Origin of the sequence: Synechococcus sp. CC9616, from assembly GCF_000515235.1 — a bacterium.
GTDB lineage: Bacteria > Cyanobacteriota > Cyanobacteriia > PCC-6307 > Cyanobiaceae > Parasynechococcus.
Map to the genome: position 1 here is coordinate 1434416 of NZ_KI911558.1, position 22051 is coordinate 1456466.

Sequence of the window (22051 nt, forward strand, 5' to 3'; positions counted from 1 at the left end):
GGCAGGAACATCTCAATTGAGGTTCAGGCTGAGGGTGAAAGGCTGAGACCGGTCGTTTGCTCAATGAAGGCCAGATAATCGCGCTGCGATTCAGGCTTTCGCGTGAATTCGGGGCCAACACCAGCGGCACCGGCAGCTAAAAAGAAAAAGAGGTGAAAGACACGGCAGGCCTTGATGCACTCGTGATTCAAAGGCCTGATTGCTTGATAAGCCTTGAGAAACCCCTCATTGATCTGTTCCCAAAATTGAGGCGACATCGCTGGATCAATCTGGCGAGGAACAATCAGATAATCATTCATCGTATGAGCCAGATCCACAGCAGGATCAGAAATACAAAATGCCCAGTCCAACACTCCTGATATAGAACTATTTTCAAACATCACATTGCGTCCGTGATAGTCGCCATGAATCACAGCAAGATTCTCACCGTCAAGGGGCAAATGATCGCGCAACCAACCAATAAGATCAGAAGCCCAAGGAGTCTTCTCTCCAAAAATATCCAATACTTTTTGATCCATGGCAGGGCTTAAAAACCGCTCATCCGGAACACCAGCCCGCCTGAGAGCATCAATCATGGGCCTTACATCCAACTCGTGCATGGTGGCCATCGACTCACCCAAAACCGACATATAAATCTCTGGATCCTGCTGATCCAAGGTCTGACCTGGCACCAGATCCATCTCCGCAAAAACACCCCCCAAGACCGACTGATCTCTACAAACACGATGAATCACAGGAGTCTTGAGACCCTGCTGATTCAGGATCTGATGCACAACCTGAAGAACCAAAAGCTCCTCGACTTCACGTTCAGGACGCAGAATACGAAGGACTCTTGGTTCCTGACCAACAAGCTTGTAGCGATACAGCCGGGCATCGAAACCTCCCGTCAGCGGTATCGGCTCAAGCTGATACGCGACACGATCTGACGATTCCGATTGCAGAGAAGACAAGAAATCAGCAGCGATCTGCTGATCGGATCTGCATTTAGTTTCAAGAGCTAGCGCTGGCATTGTTCTTCGCATGGATGAACGCACCATTGCGCCAGTTCTCTCTCGGAAAATCCCCCAAAAGAGGGAACCCAGGCTGAGAGATGACTGAGTACGGCATCACAACAATCAACGCAGCTGCAGCAGATTCAGCCAGGAAAACGCTTGAAAATCGCGATGGCGGGGCAACGGCTCGCAGTCAGGCCACCAAGCGCCGGAAGGTTTTCTTGCCCAGCTGCAGCACCTTGCCCTCCAGCTCATCCGCTGAGGCGAACTCCTGGTTGGGATCGATGATCTTCTCGCCCTCGAGCCGCACGGCACCGCCCTTGATCTGGCGGCGAGCATCGCTGCTGCTGGCGCAGATGCCCACGGCACTGAGCAGATAGAACGCCTTGGCCGGGAAGTTCACCTCCGCCAACGACGCCTCGGGAACCTCTGCACTGGCATCGCCGGCCCCACCCACCAGGGAGGCCGCATCCACTTGCGCCTTGTGCGCCGCTTCCATCCCATGGCGGCTGGCGGTCACCGCCAGGGCCATCGCCTTCTGCTTCTCGCGGGGATTCTCAGGCAACGTCGCCAGATCGAGATCGGTCAGCAACGTCACGTAGTCGTTGATCGCCGCATCGCCGACCTTCTCCAGCTTGGAGTACATCGACAGCGGATCCTCCTCCAGCCCCACCACATTGCCGAGGCTCTTGCTCATCTTCTGAACGCCATCGAGCCCCACCAGGATCGGCAACAGCAAACCGAACTGGGTGCTCCTGCCGAAATGGCGCTGCAGGTCGCGCCCCATCGCCACATTGAATTTCTGGTCGGTGCCGCCCAGCTCCACATCGGCATCAACAGCAACCGAGTCGTAACCCTGCAGCAGCGGATAGAGGAATTCATGCAGGGCAATCGGGGTGCCGCTGCCGTAGCGCTTGGAGAAGTCGTCCTTCGCCAGCATCTGGCCCACGGTGCCGGTGCCCAGCAGGCCAATCACCGCCGGCAGATCCATCCCCTCCAGCCATTCGGTGTTGTATCGCACCTCCAGCCGGCCTGGAGTCTCGAAATCGAGCAGCGCCGTTTCCTTGGGTTGGTCCTGCCCCAACTGGCGCAGATAGGTGGAGGCATTGGCGGCCACATCCTCTTTGCTGAGCTGCACCCGGGTGGCGCTCTTGCCGGTGGGGTCGCCGATGCGGGCGGTGAAATCGCCGATGATCAGCACCGCCGTGTGGCCCGCGTCCTGAAAGGCCCGCAGCTTGCGGAACAGGATGCTGTGCCCCAGATGGATGTTGCTGCCGGTGGGGTCGATGCCCAGCTTCACCCGCAGGGAACGTCCTTCCTTCTCAACCTGCACGAGCCGTGCCGCCAGGGATTGATCGGCGTCGCGGGGATCTCCGGCAGGGAAGAGATCGGCCATGCCGCGCTCCAGCCACTGCGGCAGGGATGGGGACGACTCCGGCATCAGCGCTATGCACAAGCGCAGAGGATCGTACGAGTGCTGCCGGAAAACCTTCAGCCGGCCGCTGGCGGCTCAATCTGGGACTTCATCCGCTCCAGGGTGGACTCCATCTGCTCGAACATCTGCTCGGGCGTGATCCCGAACTGGCTCAGCTGGGTGCGCAGTTGCTCCACCGTGAGCTTGGCCTGGAAGTCCTCCGAGAGTTCAAACCGTTTCATGAACACCCGGTAGCGACCCATCAGCTCCTCCATGGTTTCGATGAATTTCTTCTTGCCTTCCCGATCGAACTTTCCGTACTCACTGCCCAGCTGCATCAGCTGCTGGTAATCGCCAAACAGGCGCTTGGCCTCGTCCTGGACGATGTCGGAGTCGAAGAAGGCCATCCGCTCAAATTTCGTTTCCCTGACGAGAATTCTGCAGACTTCCTGCATCCAACGGCAGTGCGGATTCACCCCATATCCACCATGCGAGAAATGTTCTCCCACCTCGCTGGAGATGAATCTCACTCTGCATCTGCCCGCCATGCGTGAGTTCATGCAAAGCGGCCGCAACCTGTTGCTGCGTCGTCGCACCGTGATCGCCAGCGCTGATCGGGTGCTGATCACCAGCCTGGTGAACATGGTCGGCAACAGCGGCCGGATCGAGGGGGCCGCCACCAGTGAACGGGAGGCGCTCACCTGTCTGCACAACGGCACCGCGAACCTGCTCATCTGCACCGATCTGCTCGATTCCGGCAGTGGGCCTTCCCTGGTGGCATCCGCAAAGAGAATCCGGCCGGAGCTGGTCTGCCTGATGCTGATCCAACGCCCCCTGCGCAGCACGATTGAGGCGGCTATCGCTGCGGGCTGCAATGGCCTCTGTAGCCGCGAACAGGTCGGCAACGGCCATTTGCTCAGAGCATTGCAGGCCATCGACAGTGACAGCACCTTCATCGATCCAGTGATCGCCGGGGTGCTGCGTCACAGCAGGCTCAGCAGGGGATCGTCCCCGTCCCTGTCCACGACCCTGAGCCTGCGGGAGGAGGACGTGCTGCGGGGGATCTGCCGGGGCCTCACCAACCAGGAGATCGCCGATCAGCTGAACCTCTCGATCGACACGGTGAAACACGCCGTGACGGCCCTGCTCGGCAAATTGGAGGCACGCGATCGAACCCAGGCCGTGCTGATCGCTTTCTATAACGACCTGGTGGATCTGCCCGCCAATCTGCCCCGATGGAGCGCTTAATCCCATGAGATCTGCCCTCCGCTGCCTTTCGGCGGCAGTTCCGCTGGCTGGCCTCGCCATCACCTCATGGCTGCAGCCGCTGGCGGCTGCAGAGCTGGATCCAACCACTGTGATGGTGATCGTGACCCAGGCCAACGTCCGCTGCCTCACGAGCACCGGCACCATGACGGCGAAAGACGCTCTCGCCATAGGCAATCGCTTCCTTGAGCAGGAAAAGATCTCCGCAGGCCAACGTCGGGCGGTGAACAAACGGGAGGATGTGGAGGAGCTGATGCGCGCGTACATCGCTGATCAGGGCGGTTGTGATGCCTTAGTGCGCGGTTTGAAGCAATAACAGCCCAGCAACCCGTGACAGCCCGTGGGAACACTCGTTAACGTCAGCCCGTCTCCCTCCAGCCCGATGCCCCAGCGCCACTGGTTGGATCCTTTGGCCAGGCAGGTTCTGCAGGCCACCGGTCAATTGCCACGGCCAGTGGTCGCAGCCCCTCAGCCAACAGCGCCACAGCCGCCAGCGCCGCCCAGCTGGACCATGGATGTGAACCGGGCCTCCCGCGATCAGTGGGTCCAGCTTCCAGGCTGCGGGAGCGATCGAGCCGACCTGCTTGTGCGGCTTCAGCAGGGTGGCGTGCAATTCAGCTGTGCCGACGATCTTTTCCGTCTGCTGGAGCTGCCAGCGGATCTCGCCGCCCTCTGGCACCCCCATCTGATTTTTCACTGGCACGGCGATGCTCCGCTGCAACCGGTGGAAACCCCAGTCGACCTCAACACCGCCGCCACCGCTGAGCTGCAGCGGTTGCAATGGCCGGACGACCGGGTTCAACGGCTGCTGCAGGAACGTCGCCGGCAGGGCTTTCAAGATCTGGCCGACCTGCAGGAACGGCTCTGCCTGCCCGCCAGCACCGTGGAGAGCCTGATTGGCCGGGTGTGCTTCGGCCAACGGCGCGCTGGCCCCTCCTTGCCCCCGCGCACCTGAACGGATGCTGGGCAGCCGTGGTCAGGGGGACCTGTTCAAGCCAGAAGAGAGCTCCGGCAGCCCCCAAGCGGAGGTTCAGCTGCCAATCCAACGCGAGCAACTGCTCGCCTGGCAGAGGCGGCTGCATCAATACCAGGCAACGCTGTTTCGAGGGGAGCCGTGCCCTTTGCAGCAGGGCTCCCTGTTCGGGGACGACAGCCAGGATCCCGTCACGGCCATCAAGCCGCTGGCACTGGCGCCCCTGCCCCTGAGCTTCTGGCGTTGGCCCGAGAGCCCGCACCGGGGAGCCGCGATCTACCTGGTGCTGGATCGACCAGCCGATCTTGAACAACCGCTGTTGCTCTACGTAGGGGAAACCAAGGCTGCCGATCAGCGCTGGAAAGGGGAACACGATTGCAAGAGCTATCTGGCCGCCTATGGAGAGGCTTTGCAGCGCTGCGGCATCAGCCAACAACTCAGCATCCGGTTCTGCACGGATGTCCCCCAGGCGACCCTGGCCAGACGGGACCTGGAGCAACGACTGATCCAACACTGGCTGCCGCCGTTCAACAAAGAAACACGGCAACGGTGGGCAACACCGTTTACAAGCGAGCCAGGCAACTGAAGCAACAACAACACATCTAAGACTCATTGATGGATCCATTCCTGGATCAATTTTTGGATCAATTTTTGGATCAATTTTTGGATCAATTTTTGATTGACTGTTCAACAGTTTTAACGACCAATCCCGAACAAAATGCACACCGTCTTTTCTTAGGATTTGATTTCTCAACCACAAGCAAACAACTCGCTAACATCGATGCATCACGTCCCAGAGAATGAAGATCCTTCCATTACTAAGCGGAATCCTCCTTTCAGCGTCTCCCGCCTTCGCAAACGAGATCCTCTATCGGGAATGCACGATTCAAGTGGCGACAAAATTCACAACCGAAACAGGCGAAACAGCCAAAGAGAACACTGAGGATTCAGATCTATTCAAGATTGATTTAAAGAATCAAGAGGCAGTATCAGCATCCGCCCCCAAAGATTCGATGGCATTTGAGCTGGATAACCGCGTCATACGCATTGCACCGCCAAAAAACATTGGGAACGACGACATTTCGTTCAGCGACCTGACGATCAATCTTGATCCACCAGGAACTTTAAAATTATCAGCCAAGGGACAATTCAAGACAGGGGGATCTGCGGAGGTGAACTACAACGGCACATGCAAATCGGTTGATGCCTCAACCTTTAACAAGGCAATGGTCAAAGATTAAAGCGATTAACCAACATGACCATCCTTCCGCTACTGGGTGCACTCATCCTTTCAGCCAGTCCTGCGCAGGCAGCACCCAACCTGTCTACGAAAGGCTCTGGGATCTCGGATGCCATTCAACAAGACCTGAAGTATTGCGAATCCAGCTCCCTAGCCAGACGCGCATGCGAACTCAGCGCTGAAACATCGCTGACGCCATCAACTCAGTATCGGAATGTTTTAACCAGCTCATAAGAGCCCTCATTCTCCCTCTCAATCCACTCGCCATTTTCCATGGCATCATTTCTTTTACCTTCAATCGTATTGGTCGACTTATCGTTGATGCAATAGCGCGAGCGCACAAGCTCCTTGCCTTGCATTTGCTTGGAGTAGCGCCTTGTCAGCGAAGGCGTTACGTAGTCACAACTTCCTTGCCCCATTTCATAGCCATAGGTTCGCATGGCATCCTCTTCACTTAGTGAATCATGAACATCACCTGATTGCTGCCAACCAATGCAGGCCGCTTCAGCATCCTCCAGCGAAGAAAATTTTGTTTGACCAACTGCTTTCGCGATGATTGGGAGACAAGCACTGAACAACAACACAACGATCATGACTTTCGCCCTGGCAGGCGCGCCATTGATCTTGCTTCTAAGATCAGACATTGCATGCATGACTGAAGTACAAAAAGAGTAGCTGGAATTGACACATCAACACTCTTTTTGGATACGCGTTTTCTCCTGACATTCACATCCCACCAAGACTCAATCGGATCCAAAACCCTTTTTTTTCACCACAACGTTCGTCTTCACCCGAGAAGGAGCGTGGTTCTTATCAGAAGCATCGTCCTTGAAGATCAGACCTTCTATCCAGATCGTGATGGAATAAACAACAATCAATGCTGGCAAAAGAACCAACCATTCATTCTCAAACTGATATGGAATTCTCCTCACACCAAAGATGGTGAGATATCCCGTTGCGAGCGTGAGAATGAGCCGACGGATTGTGCCTGAGGTCAATTGAGAAGAACTGAAGGTTTTAACTTTAGATGTCTCAAGCCTGAATGGATGCTTTAACAGTCGTATTCAATTTCAGATCTCTGCTGCCGCTTCAACACATCCGACTCCCGCATCTGCGACTCATCGTATGCAGCAGCGCTGTAGATCGTTGAAGGGCTGAAGACCTTTTTCAACCGAAGAGCCGCGATGCGTTTCGCCAAGAGATCGAACGACCACTTCGCTGCTGAAAGGACTTTGCTCACGAGAGCTCCCTTGCATCTATCCCGTTGATAGCTGCGCCGAATCACGCGAGCAATGGCACAGATACCTATTCACAACTCCTTAAGACGTCGGCAGCTGGTCCCCTACCTGATCCGCTTGCGCAATCAGGGCCTCTCGCTGGATCAGGGCCTCACAACGTCGACATTCGTTGCTGTCCAATGCAAAGAAATTAAGTGATTTCAAATCACCACAACTGTTGCACTGACGCGCTTCCGGCGGTGGTGATTCAAAAGGCATGACGAGCTGACTGCTGAAGCCATTGCTAGCAGCAAGCAAGCCAACGCCTCTCCCGCTCTGCCTTTGCGCCCCTTGATCTTTGGATTGTTCTAAGGATTGAGGCCACAACTTCGTAATGCTGCCTGCCAAAATTTAATGATGAAAAATGAAGCCAAAATCATAACAATATTTCTGAGCCTGAATGCTGCAATGATCAGTATTGTCGTTAGTATGTACGCAAAGGCAGGAGTCAATTTCAACGCTCTTCTTGATTACCTGCGGTAGTTCCAATCTCCAGATGACGCTGAGTTGACGATTAAAATACTCTCTCAAAACCAATAACAATTTTTTGCGTTTGTTTCGGCCCAATTTGAAACCAATCCTTCAATCTGCAATCAATATTTTATTGGCCAACAAAAATTTTCCCCTCATAATAAACAATCAATACAATTGGTAATCACTCCATATCTGACAAGCCATCAATGGTGATTCTTGAAGCATCGTTCCTGACACCAGCAAATCTTCACCACAGCCGTACGTGGGTTGATCAAGTCCCTGGTGGGTAAAGAATCACCCACACCAAAGGGGTGACCCCGATGAGGGCAGCGATCGCCAGCAGCGCGACGTTCTGAAGCACCAAAGCCTGGACAGCAGGAGCAGACGGTACCGGGTCATCATCAGGGCTCGCTACGCTCACTGTTTGCAACGGCTCTCGCAACATGCGGCCTTCCCTTTCATCCGCCGCTCTGCAGGACTGGAACGGAGATGTTCTGGTGGTTGGCCTGCTGAAGGACGATGCCGGCACCAGTCGCGGCACCCTCGAGCAACGTTTCAGCGGTCTCGGCAGCGCCCTGGAACAGCAGGATTTCAAAGCAAAATCTGGCGAGCAGGTGGTGTTCAACCTGCTGGATCCCCAGGGTCCAAAGCGCCTTGTTGTTCTGGGCCTTGGCGAGCCGGAAGCCTTCACCCTGACCAGTCTGCGCAGTGCCGCAGCCAAGGCCGCCAAGGCATCGAGCGGCTTCACAGGCAGCCTTGGCCTGCAGCTGCCTTGGGATGGCTTTGAACCCAACGCTGCCGCCGCCGCTGCCGCAGAAGCGGTGCGCCTGGCGCTCTATGCCGATCAACGCTTTCGCAAAGAGCCTGAACCGCGACGGTTGCCCGAAGCTGTTGAATTGATCGGGCTGCCCTCTGCAGCAGAGGCAGGCCTTGACGGCGTGAGTGCCGACTGCGCCGGTGTGGAGCTGGCCCGTCAGCTCGTGGCGGCACCACCCAACGAAGTCACCCCAAAGGTGCTGGCGGACACCGCTCAGCAATTGGCCAAGGATCACAACCTGCAGCTCACCGTGCTGGAGCGCAGCGATTGCGAGACCCGCGGCATGGGTGCCTATCTCTCGGTGAGTCAGGGCTCTGACCTCGAACCCAAATTCATCCATCTGGTCTACAAACCAAGTGGTGATATCAAGCGAAGGCTGGCCCTTGTGGGCAAAGGCCTCACGTTTGACTCCGGCGGTTACAACCTCAAAGTGGGTGGCGCCCAGATCGACATGATGAAATTCGACATGGGCGGCAGTGCTGCCGTTCTGGGTGCGATGCGTTCGATCGCCGAACGGCGACCTGCAGGCGTTGAGGTGCACATGGTGGTGGCTGCCTGCGAAAACATGATCAACGGTTCGGCCGTTCATCCCGGCGACATCGTCACCGCCGCAGACGGCACCACCATCGAGATCAACAACACCGACGCCGAAGGGCGCCTCACCCTTGCCGATGCTCTTCTGTTCGCATGCGAACAGAAGCCGGATGCTGTCGTTGACCTGGCCACCCTGACCGGAGCTTGCGTGGTCGCCCTGGGCGACGAAATGGCTGGCTTCTGGAGCAACGATGAAGTCCTGGCTGAAGGGCTGCAGGGGGCAGCCGATACGGCCTGCGAGGGGCTCTGGAGAATGCCTCTGCGCAAGTCCTACAAGGACGGATTGAAGTCAAAACTGGCGGACATGAAAAACACAGGGCCACGGCCTGGTGGATCGATCACCGCGGCACTGTTTCTCGAGCATTTCGTGGCCAAGGGCACGGCCTGGGCCCACATTGACATCGCTGGAACGGTCTGGTCTGACAAGGGCCGAGGAGCTGACCCACCGGGTGCGACGGGTTATGGCGTGCGAACCCTGGTGAACTGGGTTTGCAACCAGGCGGCCTGAACAATGAATCCCTCATCGCTCCGCTGGTACTTAAAGGCACAGCTGGGAGTTCTGCTCTTACCGGTGGGGCTCTGCCTTTTCGGTGAAGCCGTCAGTCGACGCGTGCTGCAGATGCTTGGGAAAGAGGCCGGACCCTGGTTCTGGTATGGAACCATCAGCCTGATCTGCATCAACGCCGGCGTCGGCCTGATGATCGACAGCGGCATGACGAAAGGATTTCCAGGCCGACGTCGTCGCGGCAGTTCAGGAAGCGACGGCTAACTTCGGCGCACCACTACAACGATCAGGCGTTTCCAGGGCGTGGATCTGCCAGCGAGCACGATCCGAACAGGACGACAAAACGCGATCCAGATCATCCGAAGCGTGCTTCGGTGAGTCGTAGGGACCGATATGACGGGTCCCTAGACCATCTTTAATGGTCAGCAAATACATACATACCCTCCCGCTCTCTCGCTTCTGATGGTACGAGCTGCATCAAGCATGGACTAGGGGGGAAAACCCTGCTGTTCACTGAGAACTGGATGCCTCAAAACCTGTCGCGGATTTTATATTTTTCACAGGTTGATGATCAACTTCTTAAGGATTCACTCGGATTTGCCGGGGTTGGTCCAGGCCGCTGATTGTCTTGCTCGCTCTCCCCAGACCGTGTCGAGTCGCCGATCGCGCCCGCAGCTGAAGCGATAAAAGTTGTATTTCACCGCGTTGTTTTCGGCGTAGTTCTGGTGGTAGTCCTCCGCCGGCCAGAAACGCTCTCCGTTGCGCATCTCCACCATCAGATCAGACCGTCGTCGTCCAAGCTCCAGGGCAGCGGCCTGTGCACTCGCCTCCGCTTCATGGGCCTGGGCCGCGTCAGCGGTGAAAATCACCGGCCTGTAGGAATCCCCTCGATCACAGAACTGCCCCTCTCCATCGACTGGATCGACATTGCGCCAGTAACTGCGCAGCAGCGCGCTGTAACGGAGCTGAGCAGGATCAAAGCGCACTTGCACCACCTCCTGATGGCCGGTGGTCTCGCTGCTCACCTGGCGGTAGGTGGGGTTGTCGACATGGCCGCCGCTGTAGCCGCTGATTACCTCCACGACGCCAGGTAGGGACTCAAGGTCATGCTCCATGCACCAGAAGCAGCCCCCAGCGAACACCGCTGTTTCCAGATCCGCTGCTCCGGCGGGCAGAGCCCACCAGAACCAGATCGTCATCAAGATGGCCAGCGCCCGCGTCATGCCGTTACCTGATCGAGAATCGCCGCGGCGGCACGATCGGTGACGCCGGGCTGCCCCAGGGTGGCGCGCAGACGGTCATAACCGTCGAGCATCCGCTGACGAACAGAAGCCTGCTCCAGAAGAGGCAGCGCTTCTGCAACCAGCGCCTCTGCGGTGAGTTGATCCTGAAGCAGTTCCGGCACCAGTCGTTCCTTCAGCAGAAGATTCACCGGGGAGATGTGATCCACCTGGAAACGCAACAGGTGTTTCGCCACAAATGCTGTGACCCGACTGACGCGATAGCCCACCACCTGTGGCACCCCCTGGAGCGCCAACTCCAGATTCACCGTGCCTGACTTGCCGAGAGCCAGGTCAGCTGCCGCAAACAGGGATTTCTTCAAGCCATCGGCTTCTCCCGCGCCGATCACCCGCGCCTGCTGAACCCCGGCCCGCTTGAGGGCCTCTTCAAGCGGTTGCTCAAACCGCTTCAGTCCCGCCGGGACCAATACCTGCAAGCCAGGGAAACGAACCTGCAACTGAGCGGCCGCCTCCGCCAGATGGGGCATCAGGTACTTGAGCTCCTGCGGACGGGAGGCTGGCAGGAGCAGCAGCACCGGGGCATCCGGCGCCAGACCCAGACGGCTCCGCGCCTCCTGCCGGTCGGGCAGGTCCCGGACGCTGTCCAGCAGTGGATGCCCCACCCAGGTGACATCTGCGCCACGGGAGGAATAAAACTCCGCCTCCGCCGGGAAAATCGCCAGGATCCGATCGGTGAAACCCAGCAGCTCCGTGGTGCTGCCATCGCCGAAACGCCAGGCCCACTCCTGTGGAGCGATGTAGTACGTGATCGGCAACTTTGCGTGCTGCTTCCGCAACTTGCGTCCCAGACGCACATTCGCCCCCACGTAATCAATCAGCACCACACCGTCGAGGGGGGAGGATCTCAGCATCCGGTCCACCCGCGCCTGAAGCCGCAGGGTGGGAAGAATCAGGGGGATTGCCTCCCAGAGGCCAATGGCACCCATCGGTGCCGTGTCCTCCAGCAGTTCCGCGCCGGCCTTCTGCATCCGCACACCACCAAGCGCCAACAACTCAAGGCTGATGCCGCGCCGCGATGCCTCCCGACGCAAGGCATCGATCAACAGGCTGCCCTGCAGATCACCGGACACTTCACCGGTGCTGATCAGCAGCCGCACCATCAGCGGCTGCCTAGAGCTGGCATCGGCCCTCGACGGCCCTTGCTGATCGATGCCTCCAGAAAGCTGCAGAGGTGTTCAGCCGCAGGCAGAAGCTCCTGCTCGCGGGCCTGCTTCAGGCCTTCAGCGATCACGTGATCGGAGCGATAGATCAGATTCCAGACGTCCTGCAGCTGCTTCAGCTCGTCTCCGCCGCGACTGGAGGCCAGACCGCTGCGACGCAGCCCCACCTTGTTCAGGGCCCGCACCCTGCCGGGGTGGCCCTCCACCAGGCAGTACGGCGGAACATCCCGGTCTACCCGTGTCATCCCGCCCACCATCGCCATGCCACCGATGTGCACGAACTGGTGGATCCCAAGGCAACCACCGATCACAGCGCGATCTTCAATGATCACGTGGCCGGCCACCTGGATGGCATTGGACATCACTATGCCGTTGCCAAGCTCGCAGTTATGGCCCAGGTGGCAATAAGCCATCAACAGATTGCGATCGCCGATGCTGGTGCGCTCCCCCTCATCGGTGGCGCGGTTGATCGTGACGCACTCTCTGATCGTGTTGCCATCGCCGATGACAACCTCCGTGGAGGCTCCGCGATACTTGAGATCCTGAGGCTCCTGGCCAAGACAAGCACCAGGGAACACCTTGTTATCCCGACCCAATGTGAGGCGCCCCTCCAAAACGGCATTCGGGCCGATCCAGCAGTTTTCGCCGATCACCACATCTGGTCCGACCACGGCACCCGGACCAATCACCACCCCAGCAGCGATCTCCGCCTTGGCGTCCACCACCGCCTTGTCATGAATCTGGATGGATCGCTTCTCGCTCATGGGTCTCAGTCCACCAGAGAGAACATCAGCTCGCCGGAACACACCAGCTGACCATCCACCGTTGCCTCGGCGCGGACCTTACCGAAGCGCTTGCGTTTGAGACTGAGCAGTTCGCAACGGATGTTCAACTGATCTCCCGGGACCACGGGACGTCGAAACCGAACCCCATCGATACCGGCAAACACGAACAGACCCTTTGGCAGGTCGGGCATTTGGGTCACAATCAACCCACCCACCTGGGCCATCGCTTCAACGATCAGCACACCCGGCATCAGCGGGCGATCGGGGAAATGGCCCTGGAACTGGGGCTCATTCATCGTGATGTTCTTGATCGCGACGGCTGAAACGCCAGGCTCATAGGCGATCACCCGATCCACCAGGGCAAAGGGATAACGGTGGGGCAGCAAGCCAGCGATCTGCTCACTATTGAGCACAACATCGACGGCGGGAGAATCAGTCACAGGGCAGGGGTGAGGCTGGCGTCCTGAAGTGCGGCGGCAAGCTCGGTGTGCAGTCCATGGGATCCCCGGTAGACGAGCACCTGGGCCTGCGGGAAACCCACCAAGGCCAGATCACCGATCAGGTCCAGGATCTTATGGCGCACGGGTTCATCCGGGAATCGCAAGGGTGGATTGAGCCACTGATCACCATCGCAAACCAGGGCATTGTCGAGAGCGCCCCCCTGAATCAGGCCCGCAGCTCGCAACTGATCCACCTGATCACGGAATCCAAAGGTCCGAGCCGGCGCGATCTCATTTACGAACCGCTCGGGGGTGAGCTCGATCGACAGCTGCTGACGTCCAATGGCTGCCTGAGGAAAGTCGATCACACCAACCAGAGAGAACCGTTCCGCTGGCGTGGCTGTGATCACACTGCTGCCCCGTGCACGCACCAGAGGTTGCTGCAGCGTGGGCTGTTGGGGGCGGGGACTGCTCGCCGGCGTCAGACCCGCCTCCGCGATCGCCTCCACCCAGTTCTGGGCTGAACCATCCAGAAGCGGCACTTCATCGCCACTCAACCGGATCTCCACATGGCTGAGGCCACACCCCACAAGGGCCGCCAGCAGATGCTCCACCGTGGCGACTCGCCGCTCCCCCAGCACGAGCGTTGTGCAGAGGGCACTGTCGCGAACCTGATCGGGACGCAGGAGCTGCGGCGGACGGCTATCACCGCAGAAACTGAGGTGAACTCCAGCCAGATCAGAGGGCAGCAGCTCAACGTCGGCTTCACGACCGCTATGCAGACCCACTCCCGCGCGCGACACCGCACGACTCAGAGTCCATGCTTCTGAATAGTCCTGTGGCCAGTTGGTCACTAGAACTTCCAGCCGACTCCCAGATTGAAGCGCCAGTCGCCACTGAAGTCCTTGCTGGCTACTTCCAAACGAAGCGGCCCCACCGGAGTGGACACGATCACGCCAGTACCCACCGATACGCCGGATCCATCCTTGTTCAGCAGCAGGCCTGGCTTACCAGGGACGTTCTTCTGGGTACCGAAGTCGGTGCCGGCATCCACGAACACCTCACCCTGGAGGATGCTGATCAGGGGGAAGCGGTATTCCAACGTGATTTCACCGAAGCTCTGAGAAACGCCAAGGTCGCAGTCGTACCAGCCACGGATGGAATTAGAACCACCCATGCAGAAGGCTTCATAGGGGGGCATTTCTCCGACGATGGCACCTGCCTTCACCTGAACACCAATGGCCTGAGGGCACTCAGCGACCTCTCCCGGCTTGGGACGACAACCCTTGTGCAATTTCAACCAATTCACAGGGAAGAACTGGGTATACGTTCCCCTCAAACGATTGAAGGTGGGGGAATCTTCGTTCACTCCCACGAATTGCTCCGTTGTGGCTGTGAAGAAATTGCCGCTCGTGGGATTGCGAGGGTCGTTGAAATTGTTGTACGTCGCACCGATACGGAATGAGACCAGGTCGTTGCTGTCCGCACAGTTGTAGGACACACAAATCACATCCTTGTTTTTCGTGCGTCCGTTCTTGTAGTTGTACGTTGAGGCACCGTAAGGACGGGACTCGCCCAGAAAGTTGATGGGCCGAACATTGGCGATGGACAATCCCAGCAAGCCCTTCCAGGGTCCAGGCTCATAGGGGCTTCCGTTCAGTGGACGAACGAAAACAATCCTGCCTCCGGTTTTACGCAGAGCAATCGAATCGCCTTCGAATTCGAACCAACTTTTATTTGGATACTCATCCTCAGCCTTGTTAACAGAATTGAATTTGCGGTCGGCAGGATTGTTATCGCTTCTGGTGTTATACGCATATTTATTGCCGTTATCGACATAGCCGTCGACCGTGCGGATGTTGCCATTGCTTTCGCTTTGGAAACCCTGGGGCACCTCCTGGCTGAGGAATAGGGCTCCTGAGAAGGACGTGCGATGCGCGTCGCCGTAGATCCAGGGATCCGTGAAGGTGAGATTCGCCAAGCCGCCGTACTGGCCGTAGGTAAGATTGAGCCCGAGATTCCAGGCGCGCCCGAACAGGTTGGAATCCTGCAGCTGAACCTGGCCGAACACACCCTGGCTTTGGCTGTAGCCGAGGCCACCAGAGAGCTGACCGGTGGACTGCTCGACGATGCCCAGAACAATGATCACCTCTCCTGGAGACTCAGGTACAGGCTTCAGCGTCACCTTCACATCGCTGAACAGACTGGTTCCGTAAAGGCGCCTGATATCGGCCTCGAGAGTTTTGCGATTAAAAATATCTCCGGGTTTGGTGGAGATTTCACGGGTAACAACCCAGTTCTTGGTTTTTCCCTTGATCGGATTGCCGTTCTCATCCTCAGTTTCTCCCTCGTTATCTATGAAGGAAACTTCCACGCCCGCCACTATTCCCTGGGTGAGTTTCAGGGTCACGAGACCGTCCGGACTGACCCTTTCCGGGCCGGTGATCCTTGCCAGGGAATAGCCCTCATCTGCGAACCATTTCTGCAGCTCTTTCATGCGCTGCTGCAGGTCGTTGAGATTCAGCGTGCGGCCGTAATCGGCACCGAAGGCGTCCTCCACAACGGCGGTGGGCAACTGCTCGGAGGGGGGATTCAGTTCAACTGCCGTGAGGGTGGGGAAAGGGTCCACCTGCACGATCACCTGCACACCCAGTGGCCCGTCTACAGGAGTGATGCGCACATCGGAGAACCAACCGGTTGCCTGGATGGCATTGAGATCCCGCTGAAGTTCTGAACGGGTCACAAGGTTCCCAGGACGCACCTGCATGGCGTCGTAGGCAGCCACCTGCAGACGCTCCTCCTCAGGGTGACCACTGATTCCTTCGATCAGAACCTCAGAGATCAGAACCCGAGGTTCTTCAATCACCGTTTCCTGCTCGATCAGCGTTTCCTGTTCGGTGACGACTGGCGCGTCACCAGGAACCTGATCAACCTCGACCGACTCGGTCTCCGTGACTGTCTCTTCAAAGGCCTGAGAAACCTCCTCCTCAGGAATCACCTCAACCGGAAGGGGGTCCGACTGAGCGATATCGGGCACCGACTCAGCTCGCAAAGGAGCTGCCAGCAGAGGCAATCCAAGAGCCAATCCAAGTGCACCCTGCCGGACAGCAACTGCGGAGCGGCAGGAGGAACGTCGAATCATCGAGACGGATTCCAGGCCGGAGCCACAAAACGTGCGCTGAACTTACATGCAGTTCCGGGGGTTAGAGGTAGAGGCTTGGACCCGTTTGAGGACCTCCCCGTAGGCCTCCATGACGCCCCCGAGATCCTTACGAAAACGGTCCTTGTCCAGAATCCGATCTTTGGCGTCGGTGCTGTTCAGGTCCCAGAGCCTGCATGTGTCTGGGCTTATTTCATCAGCCAGCAGCAGCTCGCCGGAGCTTGTGATGCCGAGCTCAAGCTTGAAATCAACTAGTTGCAGACCAATTCCCTCAAAAAAAGGGCTCAACGCAGCATTCACGCGTCTCGCCAGTTGTTCAATCGCTGACAATTGGGACTCGTCAGCAACCCCGAGCAAGCGCACACGTGCTTCGGTGAGCAGGGGATCAGCAAGGGCATCATCTTTGAAGTACAGGTCGAAGAGGGCGGGGCTGATCGGGGTTCCCTCAGCAATCGGTGTCTGACGACAGAGCGATCCGGTCGCGATGTTGCGCAGCACAACCTCGAGCGGGATGATCTCAACCCGTTTCACCAACATCCAGGTCTCCCCCGCCAAACCGACGTAGTGACTGGGGATGCCAGCTGTTTCCAACAGCTCGAACAAACGTGCTGAGATCTGACAATTCAGACGACCCTTGTCAGCCAGCTGGGCCTTTTTCTGCGCATTGAAGGCCGTCGCGTCGTTCTTGAACTCAACCAGCACCTGATCGGGATTGGTCACGGCGTAAATCCGTTTGGCTTTCCCCTCGTACAGCAGTTCTCCGTGGTCAGGCATGATCCGCCGTAATAGCAGGCATTGTGTGGTGGTCAGGCTAAACTGTGATTACCACCGCCACGCCGTACCTCGTCAAGCTACCCGGAAGGGCAGGTTTCTACTTCCAACGGAAGGTGCCTGCAGACCTTGTTAGGCCCATCGGTCAGCGCCTATGGCGTTGGAAGGCAGGGAACACGCTCACAGAGGCCAGGAAGGCCGTTGTAGAGGGCTTGAACAAGACGGACGTGCTGATTGCTCAGCATCGGGGTGAGGTCACACCAGCACTGCTGAAGCACATTGACGAGAACCTGACTCCTGATCCTCTGACTGTCATCACCAGGGACTTCAAGGAAGTTGATGGGCAAGAGGTTGAGGTCACTGTTGAGGACCAGCTAACGCCTCAAGACCTCTATCCCCGATTTAGCGAAGAGGCGGCGCAGAGGCTCGTAGAGCGTCAGGAAGGTAAGGGCAGAAAAGCTGAGGATCTTGTGAACCTGGCAGCACGCCTGAAGCAACCTGCACCATCAACTAAGAGAACTTGGATGGCATACATCAGCAAGGCGATGTCAGTTGTAAACCGTCAATGCATTGATGAATTCACTGAGGATGATGCAAGGAAATACAGAGACCATTTAATTGATACCTGTGGTGGCAATACAACTAAGTCAAGGATCAGGTCTGTAAAGGGTCTATTTAACGTGGCTAAAGACGAGGGATGGATAAAGACCAACCCCTTTGATTGCATCAGCCTGAGATGCATCAAAACCAAGGCGACGGCGGCCGCTCGCCACGAAGCCGTATCGCCGGAGATGAGGGAATTGCTCCGGGTCTATCAGGACGAGTCGGACAGCAACAGGAGATTTTCCGAGAAAATCCGCAACGGGATCCAGTAACAACGCCTCAGTCAATGGGCGCCGACCTGGCAGAAGGAAATGGGCTGGGCGCCTTAGGCAATGTAACTGCAAAGAAAAACGCTGTTTGCATCCACCTGAACGTCAGAGGGGCTGACCCACCCTGTATAAAAATCTTGTAGCAACTGCTACCAAAACGTTCACCTCGCCACAGCGAGGCGCAGACAATCCAAGCCACGGAACGGGGACTTGGACTTTTCTGAGGAACCAGTCATGACAGCTCTTCTCTACAGAGGACAGTCCTACAAAGCTCAAGCACCTTCACCCAAAGCTTGTGTTCAGCTGACCTACCGCCGTGAGCACTACAACACCTGTCGCGCGGAAGTCGCTCAAAACCCACATCCAGGCTTGACCTACCGGGGCGTTTCCTACACCAAGTGATCGCGGCTGAATGAACCCCCAGCCCCTGCCTCTGGCGGGGGATTCTTTTGCCAAAGTCGCCTACGTCCTAGCGGTTACCACCCTCTCACAAACATCGTTCTCAGAACTGAAGAGCTGGCTTTGTTAAGGATCCAGTGCGATCCATTGTCGAGGCCTCTGTTGCGTTGGCACGTTGAAGCCATGAAACACCGCTCCCTTCTGCAACGCTTCGGTTCCTACCTCTTCGGCCTAGTAGACATGTACTGGGCCATGCGTAGACCTTGGCAGTACGGCATGAAACAGCCGCAGTGCGGTCTGAGCTGTGATGGCAACCACTGCGAGCCGGTGGACTGACGGTTTTTGTAGGCACGAGGAAGCAAATGGGTTGGGCGCCGGAAGCTGGCTAAAAGAGAAGGTTCTCATCGAAAGAGCAGATCGCCTTCTCACCTGAAGCACTACAGGCTCACTCCCATACACCAAGCAATCAGCCTGTCCTTCTCTTCTTCAGTCAGGAAGGGGCTAGCCAGTTCAGCAGCAGCTCCTCTACTGCTGGCTTCCCTAGTCCTTGAACACCGCCAAATAGCCAGGGTTTGAAAGTTTCAGGGTCAATGGCTCTGAGTTCTGCGCCGAGTTGTTCAAGCAAGCAGAGGGCAATACGGGTGTCGAGAGTCATGGGTCAGACGTAACTGCTTGAAGTGCTCCCCCCTCAGCTCAACCAATACCCCCGTTAGCGAGAAGTGTGGAAATTGACAATCCATAAACTGAACTAAGAAATTACTGTAATCCGAGCCGACAAAGAATTTATTTGAACACACATGAGTATTAGGGAACATCTATCTCAGGACGGGCCGCAAGCGAACCATCAAGAAATTAACAACTTGACTGACCTTTAGAGAAAAAAGTGATTTGCCCCGTAGGAACGGCATTGCTACTATCAAAAAGATTAGAAAGCTCCATAAAATTGCTATCCGATGGGTAGACATTGGATAGCTGGGTCACCGAATAGAGATCCTCTTCCCAATAGGAGTGCTGGCTATATACACTCTGAGGCGATTTAAATTGCTCTTTTGGATAAAATATGATATTGCAATCAGAATCTAGGATTGCATTTCCGAACGACTCATTTAATTGCGCCATATCCGCCATAAGGAGCACGAAGCTTGTCTTCTTATTCCAACCATCTAACTTGCTGGCTTTTGCAGAATTTTTATACTCTAGACGTCCTCGCTTAGACGAGTTTTTTTGTCCCCATATCTTGTGGGCACCATTCTTGTTGATTTGAAAATATTTAATGGTGTCATCATATCCATGATCTTCGGAGACATCAATATAACCTTTTATTTTTCGCTTGTCTGAGGTTTGCGGGATCCATTCACCAAGAAATTTCATCAAACCAAAAAAATACTCTTATCAAACTAGCATGCATTATGAGTAAAAACATCAAACAAATGCAGTATCAGGCGTTTTTCAAATAAATCTTTGACACTATGCGGTTGCCAACAAGGGGCATTGGTCAGAGGTGTCTGCCTGAAGTGTTCCCCGCTGTTGCACTGTTGAACCACGGGCAACAAATAACCCCGCCATTGGATGACGGGGGAATGCATTGAAAGCGTTTGAATCAGACAGCGACAGATGTCAGCACTGATTTCTTACCCATTCAATCGGCTTGGTATCCCCTAGATTTACTGCCTTTTTCCAGTCCTTACAGGCGTCTTTCAGATTACCTGCTTTTTCTAAAGTAATGCCGCGGTTGGTATAAGCCTTATAATATTCGGGACTGAATTTAATCGCCTTTGTATAATCAAAAATCGCTCCTTGATAATCTTTTAATTCATCCTTGGAGTTGCCACGATTGAAATACGCTCTTGAATACTTAGGCTTGATCTCAATCGCCTTTGTGTAATCAGAAATGGCCCCCTGATGATCCTTTAATCTATCCTTGGAATTGCCACGATTGTTATAGGCCGAAGCATAATTAGGATCGTACTCGATTGCTTTTGTGTAATCAGCAATGGCGCCCCTAAAATCGCCTAATGCATATCTTGCAACCCCACGATTGTAATAAGCAATTCCATATCGAGGATACATCTCGATTGCCTTAGTCCAATCAGCAATAGCCCCTTTTAGATTTCCACTTTCTGCTTTATCAAGCCCTGAATCCAACAGATCGGTAGCACTCTGTGCGTAGGCTGCCTTTATCGACAGCAGCGCTGCGCCAATTCCACCGCCAGGAGTCAGCCCTACAAGCAGCGAGCGTCCTACTGGCAAGAACAGGGATAAGGCAGCCGCAAAGGCAGTTGTGACGCGAAGCATGCTTAGGGCTGCATGGACTCTCCATCTCTAGCCCTTATTAACAAGCCTTTCTGTATCTGATCTACAAGTACATAAAAACCCGCCATGGGGTCAGCTGTGCGTCCTGATGCATACGATATAAGGGCTCAGAACTTGATGTCATTTTCCATGAGGTCATTACTTAGAGCTAACTGTTCCACTCATCGGTACTTTGCTACTTAGCGGTTCTCCAGTCTTTGCTGATACCAAACAAAATCCATCCGATGTTTTTAAAAAGAACTGCATGGGTTTTGAGGAAATGGATGATGACTACAGGATTCAGAAAGCCAAGTATTGCAACTGCATGGCAAATTTTATCTACATTAAGCAAAAAGAGAAAAGCTTGAGAGACAACAGAAGACATAAAAATGATGTGCCGGTATGGCCGCAACGATGAGTCGGTCGATTGCTCATAACTAGCTTTTCAGCGCAAGACAAAACGATTGAACAACGCAAGACACTCTTGGCTATGACAAGGATCATTCTCCTACACTGGACAGCCCGTAATGGATTTCAAGAACAATGTATAAGCACGTACACAAGAAGTACAGAAACCTTTTCCGATTATTCAATGAGACCTTAGATTAATTATGTTACTTTTCATCGTAGTTGCATCAAGGCCACATCCAATGGAGACCAACAAATGAGCGGCAAACTCCTCGTTGTCAGCATCGTTATTTTCTTCCTTTTATTCTTTATTTATGAGTCTTGGCTGATGCGCAGCCTGCCTCACTGACGAACAGTAGAGAAGCAGGCGCGAAGCGGCAGAGGAACATCGAATGTTGACCGAACATGCCGCTCAGTCTTGCTTCTCGTTTTCCTGGCTTGCGGTGGGGGCTGGAAGCTTGCTATCAAGCCATCTTGAAAAGATATAAATTCCTATAAACATCGGTGCATAGATGATCCACATATTGTCCAGTTCATAGCCACTATTATTTACAAGCACCAAGGCTGCATAGCTCAAAATGATGTAAATAGACACTCTGCGCAGCACCGGAAATTTGCCGAACATCTTCTTTCTAAATGGCCTCCTACTCTAAGCATAGTCTTGCGTTCGATCTGGTATTTCGAGACAGCTTCCGAGACAGGGCTTTCGCAAACCAATGCTCTTCAACGATCGAGATCTGCCAAAACAATTCCCTCAGAATGACAGCCGCAAGGCGACCTTAAACAAGCTTCAAGCTAAAAGGATCAAAGTGTCAAAGGAGATTTATCACATCATATTGAGATTCATTCGATCTTGCATTTAGCTCGAAAGCTCATCCATACTGATTACGGTGTTAACGACTCAAGAAGCA

General features: G+C 55.5%; 29 protein-coding genes. 11 read left to right on the top strand and 18 right to left on the bottom strand.

All coding sequences use genetic code 11. The annotated features are described in order from the left end of the window. Positions 1-23: 23 nt before the first annotated feature. The 3 genes from SYN9616_RS0108425 to SYN9616_RS0108435 all read right to left on the bottom strand — a co-directional run bounded on the left by SYN9616_RS0108425 (position 24) and on the right by SYN9616_RS0108435 (position 2813). Entirely contained in the window at positions 24-1037 is a 1014-nt protein-coding gene (locus tag SYN9616_RS0108425; protein ID WP_037990843.1) for a phosphotransferase, read from the bottom strand. A gap of 148 nt (positions 1038-1185) precedes the next feature. Further along, positions 1186-2433, bottom strand: coding sequence for a tyrosine--tRNA ligase (tyrS, locus tag SYN9616_RS0108430; protein ID WP_028952691.1), 1248 nt, complete (start codon positions 2431-2433; stop codon positions 1186-1188). 50 nt (positions 2434-2483) lie between these two features. Continuing rightward, the gene (locus tag SYN9616_RS0108435) at positions 2484-2813 is read right to left on the bottom strand and encodes a DUF1825 family protein (protein WP_028952692.1); all 330 of its coding nucleotides are present in this window, start codon (positions 2811-2813) and stop codon (positions 2484-2486) included. 112 nt (positions 2814-2925) lie between these two features. Here SYN9616_RS0108435 and SYN9616_RS0108440 point away from each other — a divergent pair, with 112 nt between their 5' ends. The 6 genes from SYN9616_RS0108440 (at position 2926) to SYN9616_RS0108465 (ending at position 5886) form a co-directional block, all read left to right on the top strand. Beyond that, positions 2926-3654: a response regulator transcription factor gene (locus tag SYN9616_RS0108440; RefSeq protein ID WP_232200207.1), complete on the top strand. Its 729-nt coding sequence runs from the start codon at positions 2926-2928 to the stop codon at positions 3652-3654. Between the two features lie 4 nt (positions 3655-3658). Then, entirely contained in the window at positions 3659-3988 is a 330-nt protein-coding gene (locus tag SYN9616_RS0108445) for a hypothetical protein (RefSeq protein WP_028952694.1), read from the top strand. A gap of 66 nt (positions 3989-4054) precedes the next feature. Next, positions 4055-4627, top strand: coding sequence for a hypothetical protein (locus SYN9616_RS0108450; protein WP_028952695.1), 573 nt, complete (start codon positions 4055-4057; stop codon positions 4625-4627). 4 nt (positions 4628-4631) lie between these two features. After that, positions 4632-5231 (top strand): hypothetical protein, encoded by a 600-nt coding sequence (locus tag SYN9616_RS0108455; RefSeq protein ID WP_028952696.1) that lies wholly within the window; start codon positions 4632-4634, stop codon positions 5229-5231. A 29-nt stretch (positions 5232-5260) separates the two neighbouring features. Beyond that, complete coding sequence (locus SYN9616_RS0108460; RefSeq protein ID WP_028952697.1) at positions 5261-5449, top strand: hypothetical protein; 189 nt, start codon at positions 5261-5263, stop codon at positions 5447-5449. Beyond that, positions 5446-5886, top strand: coding sequence for a hypothetical protein (locus SYN9616_RS0108465; protein ID WP_028952698.1), 441 nt, complete (start codon positions 5446-5448; stop codon positions 5884-5886). The genes SYN9616_RS0108460 and SYN9616_RS0108465 overlap by 4 nt, the downstream gene beginning before the upstream one ends. A 202-nt stretch (positions 5887-6088) precedes the next feature. On the opposite strand, the gene SYN9616_RS0108470 is transcribed toward SYN9616_RS0108465, so the two are convergent. From SYN9616_RS0108470 to SYN9616_RS17310, 3 genes are all read right to left on the bottom strand, one after another. Further along, positions 6089-6529 (bottom strand): hypothetical protein, encoded by a 441-nt coding sequence (locus SYN9616_RS0108470; protein WP_232200211.1) that lies wholly within the window; start codon positions 6527-6529, stop codon positions 6089-6091. A gap of 675 nt (positions 6530-7204) precedes the next feature. Continuing rightward, positions 7205-7381 carry a hypothetical protein gene (locus tag SYN9616_RS17305; protein ID WP_156918736.1) on the bottom strand — a complete coding sequence of 59 codons (177 nt, stop codon included), beginning with the start codon at positions 7379-7381 and terminating at the stop codon, positions 7205-7207. 526 nt (positions 7382-7907) lie between these two features. Next, the gene (locus SYN9616_RS17310; protein ID WP_156918737.1) at positions 7908-8057 is read right to left on the bottom strand and encodes a hypothetical protein; all 150 of its coding nucleotides are present in this window, start codon (positions 8055-8057) and stop codon (positions 7908-7910) included. 22 nt (positions 8058-8079) lie between these two features. Here SYN9616_RS17310 and SYN9616_RS0108500 point away from each other — a divergent pair, with 22 nt between their 5' ends. Both SYN9616_RS0108500 and SYN9616_RS0108505 read left to right on the top strand, forming a co-directional pair. Further along, positions 8080-9555, top strand: a complete 1476-nt coding sequence (locus SYN9616_RS0108500; protein ID WP_028952702.1) for a leucyl aminopeptidase — start codon at positions 8080-8082, stop codon at positions 9553-9555. A 3-nt stretch (positions 9556-9558) separates the two neighbouring features. Next, the gene (locus SYN9616_RS0108505; protein ID WP_028952703.1) at positions 9559-9816 is read left to right on the top strand and encodes a hypothetical protein; all 258 of its coding nucleotides are present in this window, start codon (positions 9559-9561) and stop codon (positions 9814-9816) included. Here the strand turns inward: SYN9616_RS0108505 and SYN9616_RS17955 are convergent. From SYN9616_RS17955 to purC, 8 genes are all read right to left on the bottom strand, one after another. Continuing rightward, positions 9799-9987, bottom strand: coding sequence for a hypothetical protein (locus SYN9616_RS17955; protein WP_071991440.1), 189 nt, complete (start codon positions 9985-9987; stop codon positions 9799-9801). The two genes, SYN9616_RS0108505 and SYN9616_RS17955, sit on opposite strands and share 18 nt — an antisense overlap. 152 nt (positions 9988-10139) lie before the next feature. Then, positions 10140-10775, bottom strand: a complete 636-nt coding sequence (msrA, locus tag SYN9616_RS0108510; RefSeq protein ID WP_051410995.1) for a peptide-methionine (S)-S-oxide reductase MsrA — start codon at positions 10773-10775, stop codon at positions 10140-10142. Continuing rightward, positions 10772-11953 carry a lipid-A-disaccharide synthase gene (lpxB, locus tag SYN9616_RS0108515; RefSeq protein ID WP_028952705.1) on the bottom strand — a complete coding sequence of 394 codons (1182 nt, stop codon included), beginning with the start codon at positions 11951-11953 and terminating at the stop codon, positions 10772-10774. Before lpxB ends, msrA begins: the two co-directional genes overlap by 4 nt. After that, a complete protein-coding gene (gene lpxA / locus SYN9616_RS0108520) occupies positions 11953-12777 on the bottom strand; it encodes an acyl-ACP--UDP-N-acetylglucosamine O-acyltransferase (RefSeq protein WP_028952706.1) in 825 nt (274 codons plus the stop codon). Before lpxA ends, lpxB begins: the two co-directional genes overlap by 1 nt. A gap of 5 nt (positions 12778-12782) precedes the next feature. Next, positions 12783-13238 (bottom strand): 3-hydroxyacyl-ACP dehydratase FabZ, encoded by a 456-nt coding sequence (fabZ, locus tag SYN9616_RS0108525; RefSeq protein ID WP_028952707.1) that lies wholly within the window; start codon positions 13236-13238, stop codon positions 12783-12785. Beyond that, entirely contained in the window at positions 13235-14092 is an 858-nt protein-coding gene (lpxC, locus tag SYN9616_RS0108530; RefSeq protein WP_028952708.1) for a UDP-3-O-acyl-N-acetylglucosamine deacetylase, read from the bottom strand. The genes fabZ and lpxC overlap by 4 nt, the downstream gene beginning before the upstream one ends. Next, complete coding sequence (locus SYN9616_RS0108535) at positions 14092-16380, bottom strand: BamA/TamA family outer membrane protein (protein ID WP_028952709.1); 2289 nt, start codon at positions 16378-16380, stop codon at positions 14092-14094. Before SYN9616_RS0108535 ends, lpxC begins: the two co-directional genes overlap by 1 nt. A gap of 42 nt (positions 16381-16422) precedes the next feature. Then, positions 16423-17175 carry a phosphoribosylaminoimidazolesuccinocarboxamide synthase gene (gene purC / locus SYN9616_RS0108540; protein ID WP_028952710.1) on the bottom strand — a complete coding sequence of 251 codons (753 nt, stop codon included), beginning with the start codon at positions 17173-17175 and terminating at the stop codon, positions 16423-16425. 41 nt (positions 17176-17216) lie between these two features. Here purC and SYN9616_RS0108545 point away from each other — a divergent pair, with 41 nt between their 5' ends. The 3 genes from SYN9616_RS0108545 to SYN9616_RS17690 all read left to right on the top strand — a co-directional run bounded on the left by SYN9616_RS0108545 (position 17217) and on the right by SYN9616_RS17690 (position 18776). Continuing rightward, entirely contained in the window at positions 17217-18044 is an 828-nt protein-coding gene (locus SYN9616_RS0108545) for a phage integrase SAM-like domain-containing protein (RefSeq protein WP_028952711.1), read from the top strand. Between the two features lie 231 nt (positions 18045-18275). Beyond that, positions 18276-18443, top strand: a complete 168-nt coding sequence (locus SYN9616_RS16510; RefSeq protein WP_071991441.1) for a DUF4278 domain-containing protein — start codon at positions 18276-18278, stop codon at positions 18441-18443. A gap of 180 nt (positions 18444-18623) precedes the next feature. Continuing rightward, positions 18624-18776, top strand: coding sequence for a hypothetical protein (locus SYN9616_RS17690; protein ID WP_232200216.1), 153 nt, complete (start codon positions 18624-18626; stop codon positions 18774-18776). 154 nt (positions 18777-18930) lie between these two features. On the opposite strand, the gene SYN9616_RS15560 is transcribed toward SYN9616_RS17690, so the two are convergent. The 4 genes from SYN9616_RS15560 to SYN9616_RS0108565 form a co-directional block, all read right to left on the bottom strand. Next, positions 18931-19095: a hypothetical protein gene (locus tag SYN9616_RS15560; protein WP_232200220.1), complete on the bottom strand. Its 165-nt coding sequence runs from the start codon at positions 19093-19095 to the stop codon at positions 18931-18933. Between the two features lie 197 nt (positions 19096-19292). Next, positions 19293-19811: a hypothetical protein gene (locus SYN9616_RS0108555; protein ID WP_028952712.1), complete on the bottom strand. Its 519-nt coding sequence runs from the start codon at positions 19809-19811 to the stop codon at positions 19293-19295. A gap of 246 nt (positions 19812-20057) precedes the next feature. Next, positions 20058-20735 (bottom strand): tetratricopeptide repeat protein, encoded by a 678-nt coding sequence (locus SYN9616_RS15565; protein ID WP_051410996.1) that lies wholly within the window; start codon positions 20733-20735, stop codon positions 20058-20060. A gap of 817 nt (positions 20736-21552) precedes the next feature. Then, positions 21553-21765 (bottom strand): hypothetical protein, encoded by a 213-nt coding sequence (locus SYN9616_RS0108565; protein WP_028952713.1) that lies wholly within the window; start codon positions 21763-21765, stop codon positions 21553-21555. Positions 21766-22051: the final 286 nt, after the last annotated feature.

What these genes read in the sequence shown, in the direction of transcription:
- SYN9616_RS0108425 (WP_037990843.1), bottom strand. Translation starts at nt 1,037, where the DNA reads ATGGTGCGTTCATCCATGCGAAGAACAATGCCAGCGCTAGCTCTTGAA.
- tyrS (WP_028952691.1), bottom strand. Translation starts at nt 2,433, where the DNA reads ATGCCGGAGTCGTCCCCATCCCTGCCGCAGTGGCTGGAGCGCGGCATG.
- SYN9616_RS0108435 (WP_028952692.1), bottom strand. Translation starts at nt 2,813, where the DNA reads ATGGCCTTCTTCGACTCCGACATCGTCCAGGACGAGGCCAAGCGCCTG.
- SYN9616_RS0108440 (WP_232200207.1), top strand. Translation starts at nt 2,926, where the DNA reads ATGAATCTCACTCTGCATCTGCCCGCCATGCGTGAGTTCATGCAAAGC.
- SYN9616_RS0108445 (WP_028952694.1), top strand. Translation starts at nt 3,659, where the DNA reads ATGAGATCTGCCCTCCGCTGCCTTTCGGCGGCAGTTCCGCTGGCTGGC.
- SYN9616_RS0108450 (WP_028952695.1), top strand. Translation starts at nt 4,055, where the DNA reads ATGCCCCAGCGCCACTGGTTGGATCCTTTGGCCAGGCAGGTTCTGCAG.
- SYN9616_RS0108455 (WP_028952696.1), top strand. Translation starts at nt 4,632, where the DNA reads ATGCTGGGCAGCCGTGGTCAGGGGGACCTGTTCAAGCCAGAAGAGAGC.
- SYN9616_RS0108460 (WP_028952697.1), top strand. Translation starts at nt 5,261, where the DNA reads ATGGATCCATTCCTGGATCAATTTTTGGATCAATTTTTGGATCAATTT.
- SYN9616_RS0108465 (WP_028952698.1), top strand. Translation starts at nt 5,446, where the DNA reads ATGAAGATCCTTCCATTACTAAGCGGAATCCTCCTTTCAGCGTCTCCC.
- SYN9616_RS0108470 (WP_232200211.1), bottom strand. Translation starts at nt 6,529, where the DNA reads ATGTCTGATCTTAGAAGCAAGATCAATGGCGCGCCTGCCAGGGCGAAA.
- SYN9616_RS17305 (WP_156918736.1), bottom strand. Translation starts at nt 7,381, where the DNA reads ATGCCTTTTGAATCACCACCGCCGGAAGCGCGTCAGTGCAACAGTTGT.
- SYN9616_RS0108500 (WP_028952702.1), top strand. Translation starts at nt 8,080, where the DNA reads ATGCGGCCTTCCCTTTCATCCGCCGCTCTGCAGGACTGGAACGGAGAT.
- SYN9616_RS0108505 (WP_028952703.1), top strand. Translation starts at nt 9,559, where the DNA reads ATGAATCCCTCATCGCTCCGCTGGTACTTAAAGGCACAGCTGGGAGTT.
- SYN9616_RS17955 (WP_071991440.1), bottom strand. Translation starts at nt 9,987, where the DNA reads ATGTATTTGCTGACCATTAAAGATGGTCTAGGGACCCGTCATATCGGT.
- msrA (WP_051410995.1), bottom strand. Translation starts at nt 10,775, where the DNA reads ATGACGCGGGCGCTGGCCATCTTGATGACGATCTGGTTCTGGTGGGCT.
- lpxB (WP_028952705.1), bottom strand. Translation starts at nt 11,953, where the DNA reads ATGGTGCGGCTGCTGATCAGCACCGGTGAAGTGTCCGGTGATCTGCAG.
- lpxA (WP_028952706.1), bottom strand. Translation starts at nt 12,777, where the DNA reads ATGAGCGAGAAGCGATCCATCCAGATTCATGACAAGGCGGTGGTGGAC.
- SYN9616_RS0108535 (WP_028952709.1), bottom strand. Translation starts at nt 16,380, where the DNA reads ATGATTCGACGTTCCTCCTGCCGCTCCGCAGTTGCTGTCCGGCAGGGT.
- SYN9616_RS16510 (WP_071991441.1), top strand. Translation starts at nt 18,276, where the DNA reads ATGACAGCTCTTCTCTACAGAGGACAGTCCTACAAAGCTCAAGCACCT.
- SYN9616_RS17690 (WP_232200216.1), top strand. Translation starts at nt 18,624, where the DNA reads ATGAAACACCGCTCCCTTCTGCAACGCTTCGGTTCCTACCTCTTCGGC.
- SYN9616_RS15560 (WP_232200220.1), bottom strand. Translation starts at nt 19,095, where the DNA reads ATGACTCTCGACACCCGTATTGCCCTCTGCTTGCTTGAACAACTCGGC.
- SYN9616_RS0108555 (WP_028952712.1), bottom strand. Translation starts at nt 19,811, where the DNA reads ATGAAATTTCTTGGTGAATGGATCCCGCAAACCTCAGACAAGCGAAAA.
- SYN9616_RS15565 (WP_051410996.1), bottom strand. Translation starts at nt 20,735, where the DNA reads ATGCTTCGCGTCACAACTGCCTTTGCGGCTGCCTTATCCCTGTTCTTG.
- SYN9616_RS0108565 (WP_028952713.1), bottom strand. Translation starts at nt 21,765, where the DNA reads ATGTTCGGCAAATTTCCGGTGCTGCGCAGAGTGTCTATTTACATCATT.